The following is a 10267-nucleotide window of genomic DNA, read 5'->3' as shown; positions in this document are numbered from 1 at the left end:
TGGCGGGGCAAACGGCAGCTCAAGCATTGAATAAAGCCGAAGTTGCTGAAGGAGACAGAGTCCTCATTCTTGCTGGTGCTGGCGGGGTTGGACACATAGCGGTGCAAATTGCTGTAGCCGCAAAAGCCGAAGTGTTTACCACATGCAGTGAAGCTAATCTTGACTATTTGGCGACACTGGGCGCCCATGCCATCAACTATGAATTTGCTCCCGTGTCAGAGAGAGTGGAAGAAGTCGATGTGTTGATTGACCTCGTCGGTGGTGATGCAGCGCTTGATGCTTTGAAGTGCTTAAAAGACGGTGCCAGAGTGGTGACTGTTCCAACATTGAGTGCGGAACTGATTTGTGAGAAAGCTCAGCTATTAGGCTTCAAAGCAACAGGAATGCTTGTGGATCCAAACCCTGAACAACTCGATACCATGCTCTATATGGTCAGTGTTGGGCTCTTGAAAACAGAGGTTCAACAAATTTTCCCTTATACCCAAGCGCAAGATGCCCATTTGCAGGTTGAAACCGGGCGCACGCGGGGCAAGGTGCTACTTGATATGCAGTGTTAGACATCTTTACCAGTGTCTTTGAAAGCTTTGCTCTGTGGTTTTCTGATTCGGCCTTATGGGTACTTTTTATCAGTGGTTTTCTTAGTGCCACACTATTACCCGGAGGCTCTGAAGCGGGTTTAATTGCTACGTTAAGCCTTAATCAATATTCCACTCTAGTGATCATTTTGGTTGCCACTGTAGGTAATACTCTTGGAGGGATGACGAACTATTGGCTAGGTTTATGGCTACCCAATCGAACTCAACAAGAAAAACATGGTCATAAAGCCATTCGCTGGTTGAATCGTTATGGCTACTGGACGTTATTATTTAGTTGGTTGCCCATTATTGGCGACCCTTTGTGCTTGGCTGCGGGGTGGTTAAGAATGCGATTCTTGCCCTGCTTTGCACTCATTTTGATCGGAAAAGCGCTTCGTTATAGCCTATTATCCGCCATTTATTTTGGTTTTTTTTAAGGAAATGTCATGAGAAACATTTGGTTAGGGGCGCTTTCACTCCTTACTATTACAGCCTGTTCGAGCTATACAATTCCTTCCGTTCCTTTTTTCTCGTCATTGCCAGAAGGCGTTACTCTCATTGAAGAAGTCGAACCGACATCGGGCAAGGTGATGATTCCGTATTCTAAGTATCAATTGGAGAACGGGTTAACGGTTATTTTATCCCCAGATGATTCTGATCCGCTTGTACACGTAGATGTGACCTACCACGTTGGCTCAGCCCGTGAAGATGTTGGTAAGTCGGGTTTTGCGCATTTCTTTGAGCATATGATGTTCCAAGGTTCCGAAAATGTCGGTGATCAGGAGCACTTTAGGATCATTACTGAGGCAGGGGGAACGTTAAACGGTACAACAAATCGAGATAGAACGAATTATTTTCAAACCGTTCCGTCCAATCAACTTGAGAAAGTTCTTTGGTTAGAGTCGGATCGAATGGGCTTTTTACTGGATGCAGTTTCACAAAGAAAGTTTGAAATTCAACGTGATACAGTAAAAAATGAAAGAGCACAGAGTTACGATAATCGCCCATATGGCCTGATGTGGGAGAGAATGGGAGAAGCCATTTATCCCGAAGGACACCCATATTCGTGGCAACCTATCGGGTATGTCGAAGACCTTGATCGTGTGGATGTCAATGATCTCAAAGACTTCTTTTTGCGTTGGTATGGCCCGAATAATGCGGTGATCACCATCGGTGGTGATATTGATCAAGATGAGACTCTGGAGTGGATCGTTCAGTATTTTGGCTCAATTCCCAAAGGACCAGAGGTCAAAAAAGCGGAAAAACAACCGGCCATATTGACGGAAGATCGATACTTGACCCTTGAGGATCGTATTCAGCAACCTATGGTCGTTATAGGGTGGCCTACCGAGTACCGAGGCCATGCTCAGCAAGCTTCACTCGATTCTTTAGCTAATGTGCTCGGCGGTGGCGCAAATAGCCTGCTATATCAACGCTTAGTTAAAACTCAAAAAGCGGTTGATGCTGGCTCATTTCAAGATTGTGCTGAGTTGGCGTGTACGTTCTACGTGTATGCAATGGGTACATCGGGCGACAATGGTGATTTAACCCCTCTCTATGAGGAATTACTGGCGACTCTTGATGAATTTGCTAAGACAGGTGTTGAACAAGCAAGGTTAGATCAGATTACAGGAATGGCTGAAGCGAATGCGGTGTTCGCACTCGAAAGTGTGCGCGGGAAAGTCACTCAGCTTGCCTCGAACCAAACCTTCTATGGCCAGCCAGATCGCATTGAAACTCGATTACAGCAAATTAATGCGGTGTCTCCTGAATCCATAATGGCGTCCTTTAAAGACTACATCGAAGGCAAGCCGAAGGTGACTTTGAGTGTTATCCCGAAAGGCAAAATGGACTTAACTGTCAGAGAGGCCGATTTTATACCGGCACAACGTGCGCTTCCAGGTTACCAAAAAATCTCAGACAATGAACTAGAGCTGCGCAAAGCAGAAGATAACTTTGATCGCTCAGTCATGCCTTTAGTCGCGGGTGGAGTGAAAGCCCAAATGCCGAGTTTGTATGAGCTCTATTTTGACAATGGGTCTGAGCTGCTAGGCACCGTGACCAGTGAAACACCGACTGTGCAGATCGAAATTTATTTGCCTGCGGGTGAAAGGCATGTTGCCAAAGGAAAGGAAGGGTTGGCTAATCTAACGGCTTCCTTACTGGGAGAAGGTACGCAATACCGGACTCTTGAGGTACTTCAGGCTGAACTGGATAAACTGGGGAGCGATATCAGCGTTAGTGCCGGCACTTATTCGACCACTCTGAGTATTTCAACGTTAACGAAAAACCTCACACCCACACTCAAGATCGTGGAAGAAGTGTTGCTTTCCCCTAAGTTTGCTCAAGAGGACTTTGATCGAATCAAACAGCAGATGATGGAAGGGATCGTTTATCGTCATCAGACACCTAATTGGCTGGCATCACAAGCGACACGACAAGTGGTCTTTGGACGATCCATTTTTTCTCGCTCTAGCGATGGAACTGAAGCGTCTGTATCGAGTATAACGCTGGCGGATGTGACTGAGTTTTATCAAAAACACTACACTCCGAATGGCGCTCAGATTGTGGTAGTGGGTGATGTTACGAAGAAAGAGATCAAACGAGAGTTAGCATTTTTATCAAACTGGCAAGGGGAAGCCTCTCCACTTCTTAGACCTCAGGTTGTAACCCCTCTAACTGAACAGAAGCTTTATTTAGTTGATAAACCACATGCTCCTCAAAGTCTTGTCAGACTGGTAAGAAAGGGCATGTCATTTGATGCTACCGGCGAAGCTTATTTGGCTCAATTGGCCAACTTTAATTTAGCTGGAAACTTTAACAGCCGTATCAATCAAAACTTACGTGAAGATAAAGGGTATACCTACGGTGCGAGTGGTTATTTAGCCTCCAACAGAGAAGTCGGTGTCATCGTGTTCAGTGCTCAAGTCAGAGCCAATACCACCTTGGCTTCCATTCAAGAGATGCAAAAAGAGTTAGCGCTCTATAGCGACAAAGGTATGACGGCAAATGAGCTGGAGTTTCTTCGTTTAGCGGTGGGCCAACAAGACGCACTTAAATATGAAACGCCTTCCCAAAAAGCGGCGCTATTGAGAAACATATTAACGTACAGTCTTGATGAAGATTATCTTGAGCAGAGAAATCAAATCGTAGATACGGTGAATAAAGCAACGCTGAACACATTGGCAGCGAAATGGTTTGACCCAAGCGATTATCAAATAATTGTTGTCGGTGATGCGAAAAGCCTGAAATCGGAGTTAGAAAAATTGGATATTCCGATAGAAGAGCTTGAAATCATCCGTTAGAGTACACATTAATAAGGGGCGGATATCTCCGCTCTAATTCTAATCACTTATTTAGCGCCAGAGTCGTAATGGGTTTACCCTTTGGTGTGTTAAATATGAACATAAGCGACCCTTATTTTGACTGATTTTGCTGCTAGGCTAGAATTAATAGCTAAAAAACCGGAAGTGTTTAAGCAATATGGACGTGGTGTAGAGCGTGAGACGTTACGCTATCGCCTTGATGGCCACCTTGCGACAACGCCACACCCCGAAGGATTAGGATCAGCGTATTCAAATAAATGGGTTACAACCGATTTTTCTGAATCGTTACTCGAGTTCATTACTCCGGTCTCAAATGACGTCTCTACGTTATTGTATCAACTGGAAGACATTCATCATTTTGCTCAAACTAAACTTGGTGATGAAAAAGTGTGGCCTCTTTCAATGCCATGCTACGTCAGCTCTGAAGACGACATAAACTTAGCGTACTATGGAACGTCAAACTCAGGAAAAATGAAAACCTTATACCGAGAAGGTTTGAAGCATCGATATGGTAGCCTGATGCAAATTATTTCGGGTGTACACTTCAACTTTTCATTCCCTGAATCGTATTGGGATGCTCTGTTTGGTGAGCAACCACAGCAAGAACGTGAAGCCAGTAAATCAGATGCTTATTTTGGTTTAATCCGTAATTACTACCGATTTGGTTGGCTAATACCATATTTCTTTGGTGCTTCTCCAGCGTTATGCTCATCTTTCTTAAAAGGTCGAGAAACGAAGCTGCCTTTTGAAAATATTAACCAAACACTGTATTTGCCCCACGCAACCGCATTGAGACTCAGTGATCTAGGTTATACCAACAGCGCGCAAAGCATACTTAGAATTGGCTTTAATAGCTTAGACCAGTATTTAGAAGGGCTGAATAAAGCGATACGCACCCCTTCAGACGAGTTTGCTGACATTGGTGTAAAAGTGGATGGTAAGTACCAACAGTTAAACAGCAATGTTCTACAGATTGAAAATGAGCTTTATGCTCCTATTCGTCCGAAACGAGTGGCCAAAAGTGATGAAAAACCGTCTGAAGCGTTAGCACGAGCAGGGGTTGAATACATTGAAGTCCGATCATTAGATGTAAACCCGTTCAGTTCTGTTGGTATTACTGAAGAGCAAGTGCGCTTTTTAGACCTCTTCCTGACTTGGGCAACGTTAACCGATTCTGAGCCAATGGATAACTGTGAGCTGGAATGTTGGAGAGATAACTGGAACAAAGTCATTCTAGAAGGGCGTAAAACCGGTCTCGAATTACAGATAGGTTGCCGTGGAGAACGTTTACAGCTGCAAGAATGGGCTAAGCGCGTATTTGATGATCTCATTTTGATTGCCGAGTCTATGGATAGCGCTCAAGGCGGTCGTGCATATCAAGATGTTTGTGAAAAGTTGATTAAGTGGATTGATAACCCTGAGCTAACGATTTCAGGCCAATTACTTGAACAGACAAAACAGCAGGGTGGGCTTGGTCAGCTTGGGTGTAGTCTTGGCATGAAATATCGAGAGCAGTACCAGCAGCATCAATATAAAGTATACTCACAAGAGTTAATGGAGCAGGAAGTCATTCGCTCTGTACAAGCTCAACGCGAGCAAGAGAGCCTAGATACAGAGAGCTTTGATGAGTATTTAGAGAATTACTTCTCATATTTAAAATAGTTTAATGCTCTCACCTCGCTCAACGCTGGTAAGCAAAACATAAAGAACAAATAAGTGATACGAACGAAAAACCGTTTGTACACCATAATGACAGAGGAAAAAGTAATGCCGTTATTAGATAGTTTTACCGTCGACCACACTCGCATGAATGCACCTGCAGTGCGTGTTGCAAAAACAATGCAGACGCCTAAAGGCGACACGATTACGGTGTTTGATCTACGTTTTACTGCACCCAATAAAGATATTCTTTCAGAAGAAGGCATCCACACATTAGAGCACCTTTACGCGGGCTTCATGCGTAATCACTTGAATGGTGATTCTGTCGAGATTATTGACATCTCTCCAATGGGTTGTCGTACGGGCTTTTACATGAGCCTGATAGGTACACCGAGTGAAGATGCGGTTGCTACGGCTTGGCTAGCGGCAATGGAAGATGTATTGAAGGTCACTGATCAAAACAAGATCCCTGAGCTTAATGAGTACCAATGTGGTACCGCGGCAATGCATTCACTATCTCAAGCCCAAGATATTGCAAAAAACATCATTGCAGCAGGCATCTTAGTCAATAAAAATGATGAGCTAGCGTTGCCAGAAGCGATGCTAAAAGAGCTGAAAGTAGACTAATACCAACACTCTTACGTAAAAAAAAGCCTTGAGGTTGTCTCAAGGCTTTTTATTTTCTATCGCAATGTTGAAAGCTATTTGCGGTTAAAAGCTATTTGCGTAATTTGGGAAACACTCGAACCAGTTTAATTCGGTTCTCTTCCAGCTCGATGATTTCCATCGGGTGCCCTGATATCTGAATACTAATGTGGCTTTCAGGGATATCCTCTAAGTGCTCAAGAAGCAAACCGTTTAGTGTTCTAGGCCCATCGGTTGGAAGTTTCCATTGCAGCCCTTTATTTATATCACGTATGTTGGTACTGCCTTCAATGAAGAAGCTACCATCGACTTGAGGCGTGATTTCATCAGATAAACTTGGTGCGATTGAGGTAGTAAACTCCCCCACAATTTCTTCTAAAATATCTTCAAGTGTCACAAGTCCGTTAATATCACCGTATTCGTCAACGATAAGGCCGATCCGCTGTTTGTTTCTCTGAAATTTAAGCAGTTGGACGTTAAGTGGCGTGCTTTCTGGAATGAAATAGACTTCATCAGCGGCTCGTAACAATGTCTCTTTATTAAATTCATTCTTCTCAAGCATTAAACGGTACGCTTCACGAAGTCTCAACATCCCGACGACTTCGTCGATTTGATCTCGGTAGAGTACCGCTCTTCCGTGGGGAGAGTGAGTCAGCTGACGCACGATGGATTTCCAGTCATCGTTGATATCGATGCCTGTGATCTCGTTCCTTGGAATCATAATGTCGTTTACGGTTACGTGCTCTAAATCCAGGATAGAGACCAACATATCTTGGTGTCGCTGTGGGATAAGGTTACCCGCTTCATTGACGACCGTACGTAATTCATCTGAACTGAGGTGTTCTTCTTTATTATGATCAGCTCTTACCCCTAATAATCGGATGAATCCATTGGTAATAAAGTTAACTAAAATGACCAGAGGGGAAAGAACTTTCATTAAAATTGAGAGGAAGATACTGCTAGTAAATGCGACTCGCTCAGGGTAGAGACTTGCGATGGTTTTCGGGGTCACTTCAGCAAACACTAAGACGAATAAAGTCAGTAAGCCCGTTGCAATAGCGACACCAGCATCACCATATAAGCGCATTCCTATGATTGTGGCGATGGCTGAAGCCAGAATGTTGACTAAGTTATTGCCAATCAGGATAAGACCAATGAGTCTATCGGGTCGGTTTAACAGTTTTTCAACCCGCTTTGCGCCTTTGTGTCCGGTACCTGCTAAGTGCTTTAGCCGATAGCGGTTAAGGGACATCATTCCCGTTTCTGTGCCTGAAAAGTATCCTGAGATAAGCAGTAAACAGCCAAGTAACGTGAACAAAAAAACAGTGGAGATGTCGTCCAAACTAAATTTTCCCTTTTTGTGCCTAGATTAATTTATGACCGAAGATACGTAGAATGTCAATTAAGCAAAAAACATGTCATTCGGTTTAAAAGTAGTGAGAAGAGTAACTTACTCTAGTTAAGTAAGAATGATTTCTTTGACGAAACGGCTTCCAAAGTAGGCTAGCGTCAATAGCGTTGCGCCAGCGACGGCAAACCAAGTGACTTTTCGTCCTCGCCAGCCTTTTTGGTAATGTCCCCACAGCAGTGTCGAATATATCACCCAAGCGATAAAAGACAGAACCGCTTTGTGCGCTTTGCCTTGAATAAACATATCTTGAACAAAGATGGACCCAGTAACGAGTGTGCCGGTTAATAGTAATGTTCCAATTAAGATAATCTTAAATAATTGGCGCTCTACCATCATTAAAGGCGGTAAATTAGGGTTAATAGCAAAAGCGTTTTTCGTTTTGAGTTTATGATCAAGCCAGGCTAGTTGAAGCGCGTACAAGGCTCCAATGGACAGTGTGGCGTAGGCAAACAACGCTAATGAAATGTGGAAGAGTAACTTTGGATCATTTTCTAGATGCGTAATAAAGGCGCTGGATAAGAACGTCGCCGCCATTAAGTTTAAGGCTGAAAAGCTATAGACGACAGGCAGTAAAAACCACAGTCTTGTTTTGAGCATAGCGACGCTCATCGCGAGAGAGATAATAAAGCTAATTAATGAGGCAACGTTAAGAATACTGAGGTTTTGGCCGCCGCCATCAAGAATAAGATCACTTAATAACAAGCCGTGAAAGGCCAGTGCGCCTGCTGCGCTTATAAAAACAGTTTTGGAACGAATGCCAGTTTGTTGCACCAATCCAGGAACAATCGTTGCGATCGAAAGTGCATATAAAATTGCAGAGGTAACCGCGATTAAGTTATCCATCAATACCACAAGTTTTGTCGTTGAATTAAGGAATTATAACCTGCATCAAGCGCGTGGGCTATCGTATAGTGAGATCGAATTGTAATAGATGAGATATCAAAACCAAAGAAGGGTATGACAACGGGTATGACTCCATCCATGGCTAATGTATACTCGTGATAATTTGTCGCCTGATAGCGAAGAGTAGAGAGATGTTTGAGAATTTAACCGATCGATTATCCAAAACGCTGAAAAATATCAGCGGTAAAGGTCGCCTGACCGAAGATAATATTAAAGAGACGCTACGCGAAGTTCGTATGGCGCTATTGGAAGCTGACGTAGCGCTTCCTGTTGTTCGTGACTTTGTAAAGCGCGTTAAAGAAGGGGCGGTAGGTGTAGAGGTATCTAAATCTCTCACTCCTGGTCAAGAGTTCATCAAGATCGTTCAAGCAGAACTTGAAGCCGTGATGGGGGAGTCTAATGAAGCCCTTGATCTTGCCGCTCAGCCTCCTGCTGTTATTTTGATGGCCGGTTTACAAGGTGCAGGTAAAACAACCAGTGTTGGTAAGCTGTCGAAGCTACTGAGCGAACGAGATAAAAAGAAAGTTTTGGTCGTATCAGCCGATGTTTATCGCCCTGCGGCGATCAAGCAACTAGAAACGCTAGCGGGTGATGTGGGCGTGGATTTTTTCCCATCCTCAGCAGATCAAAAGCCTATCGATATCGCGAATGCTGCTATTGATCATGCCAAGAAAAAGTTCTACGACGTGCTTCTTGTCGATACCGCAGGTCGCTTAGCGATTGATGAAGAGATGATGGCTGAGATTAAAGATCTCCATACGGCCATTAATCCAGTCGAAACCTTATTTGTTGTCGATGCGATGACGGGTCAAGATGCAGCCAATACGGCTAAAGCGTTTGGTGACATGTTACCGCTGACCGGGGTTATTTTAACCAAGGTTGATGGTGATGCCCGTGGTGGTGCAGCGCTGTCTGTTCGTCATATTACTGGCAAGCCGATTAAATTCTTAGGTGTTGGCGAAAAAACGGATGCACTAGAACCTTTCCACCCGGATCGTGTTGCTTCACGTATTCTAGGAATGGGAGACGTATTATCTCTCATTGAAGATCTGCAGCGTAATGTTGATACCGATAAAGCGGAAAAGCTAGCTAAGAAGTTTAAAGAGAAGAAAGGCTTTGATTTAGAAGATTTCCGTGAACAGCTAGGCCAGATGCAAAATATGGGCGGTATGATGGGAATGATGGATAAGTTACCAGGAATGAGTAACTTACCCGACAACGTTAAAGATAAAGTTGACGATAAAATGTTTAAGCAAATGGAAGCGATCATTTGTTCAATGACGATGAAAGAGCGCAAACGCCCAGAACTTATCAAAGGTTCACGTAAAAAACGCATCGCAGCCGGCTCTGGTACTCAAGTGCAAGACGTAAACCGCTTATTGAAGCAATTTACTCAAATGCAGAAAATGATGAAGAAAATGCAAAAAGGCGGCATGAAAGGCATGATGCGCAATATGCAAGGCATGATGGGCGGTGGTGGAATGGGCGGCATGGGTGGAATGGGCGGAGGCGGTGGCTTCAATCCATTTGGTCGTTAGTCTCTTTTTCACCAAACAAAACTTTAAGCCAACTTTATTATCAAGCTGTTATCTAAATCACAAATTCTGTTGACTATTTGTGGTGGCGAAAAAGTAGCTAAATGTCTTGCAAAGCCTCGGAATAAGAGTAAAATTCCGAGGCTTTATTTTGGCACGAGACCCCAAACTGTCACTTTTGTGTACGGTTATTGGGGTTAAGATCGGAAGAGC

At 43.8% G+C, this 10267-nt stretch carries 8 protein-coding genes; 6 read left to right on the top strand and 2 right to left on the bottom strand.

The features are described from left to right. From ACP45E_RS20700 to luxS, 5 genes are all read left to right on the top strand, one after another. A partial coding sequence (locus tag ACP45E_RS20700) for a zinc-binding dehydrogenase (RefSeq protein ID WP_141707461.1) occupies positions 1-557 on the top strand: 557 nt, incomplete at its 5' end. After that, the gene (locus ACP45E_RS20695; protein ID WP_017036639.1) at positions 551-1012 is read left to right on the top strand and encodes a YqaA family protein; all 462 of its coding nucleotides are present in this window, start codon (positions 551-553) and stop codon (positions 1010-1012) included. The genes ACP45E_RS20700 and ACP45E_RS20695, both read left to right, overlap by 7 nt. Positions 1013-1021: 9 nt before the next feature. Next, positions 1022-3880, top strand: coding sequence for a M16 family metallopeptidase (locus tag ACP45E_RS20690; protein WP_069585493.1), 2859 nt, complete (start codon positions 1022-1024; stop codon positions 3878-3880). 117 nt (positions 3881-3997) lie between these two features. Continuing rightward, positions 3998-5563 carry a glutamate--cysteine ligase gene (gene gshA, locus ACP45E_RS20685; RefSeq protein ID WP_017037174.1) on the top strand — a complete coding sequence of 522 codons (1566 nt, stop codon included), beginning with the start codon at positions 3998-4000 and terminating at the stop codon, positions 5561-5563. Between the two features lie 105 nt (positions 5564-5668). Continuing rightward, positions 5669-6187, top strand: a complete 519-nt coding sequence (gene luxS, locus ACP45E_RS20680) for an S-ribosylhomocysteine lyase (RefSeq protein ID WP_017036642.1) — start codon at positions 5669-5671, stop codon at positions 6185-6187. Positions 6188-6278: 91 nt separating this feature from the next. Here luxS and ACP45E_RS20675 read toward each other — a convergent pair whose 3' ends face one another. Further along, complete coding sequence (locus ACP45E_RS20675) at positions 6279-7547, bottom strand: HlyC/CorC family transporter (RefSeq protein WP_026026501.1); 1269 nt, start codon at positions 7545-7547, stop codon at positions 6279-6281. A 117-nt stretch (positions 7548-7664) separates the two neighbouring features. Continuing rightward, on the bottom strand, positions 7665-8459 hold the full coding sequence (locus ACP45E_RS20670) for a cytochrome C assembly family protein (RefSeq protein WP_017036644.1): 795 nt from the start codon (positions 8457-8459) through the stop codon (positions 7665-7667). Between the two features lie 191 nt (positions 8460-8650). Here ACP45E_RS20670 and ffh point away from each other — a divergent pair, with 191 nt between their 5' ends. Continuing rightward, the gene (gene ffh, locus ACP45E_RS20665; protein WP_017036645.1) at positions 8651-10057 is read left to right on the top strand and encodes a signal recognition particle protein; all 1407 of its coding nucleotides are present in this window, start codon (positions 8651-8653) and stop codon (positions 10055-10057) included. Positions 10058-10267 lie beyond the last annotated feature (210 nt).

It is taken from the genome of Vibrio genomosp. F10 str. 9ZD137 (assembly GCF_049974785.1).
Classification (GTDB): Bacteria; Pseudomonadota; Gammaproteobacteria; order Enterobacterales; family Vibrionaceae; genus Vibrio.
The sequence above is the reverse complement of the archived record's forward strand: the minus strand, read 5'-3'. Positions and strand labels throughout refer to the sequence as shown.

What these genes read in the sequence shown, in the direction of transcription:
- ACP45E_RS20690 (WP_069585493.1), top strand. Translation starts at nt 1,022, where the DNA reads ATGAGAAACATTTGGTTAGGGGCGCTTTCACTCCTTACTATTACAGCC.
- luxS (WP_017036642.1), top strand. Translation starts at nt 5,669, where the DNA reads ATGCCGTTATTAGATAGTTTTACCGTCGACCACACTCGCATGAATGCA.
- ACP45E_RS20670 (WP_017036644.1), bottom strand. Translation starts at nt 8,459, where the DNA reads ATGGATAACTTAATCGCGGTTACCTCTGCAATTTTATATGCACTTTCG.
- ffh (WP_017036645.1), top strand. Translation starts at nt 8,651, where the DNA reads ATGTTTGAGAATTTAACCGATCGATTATCCAAAACGCTGAAAAATATC.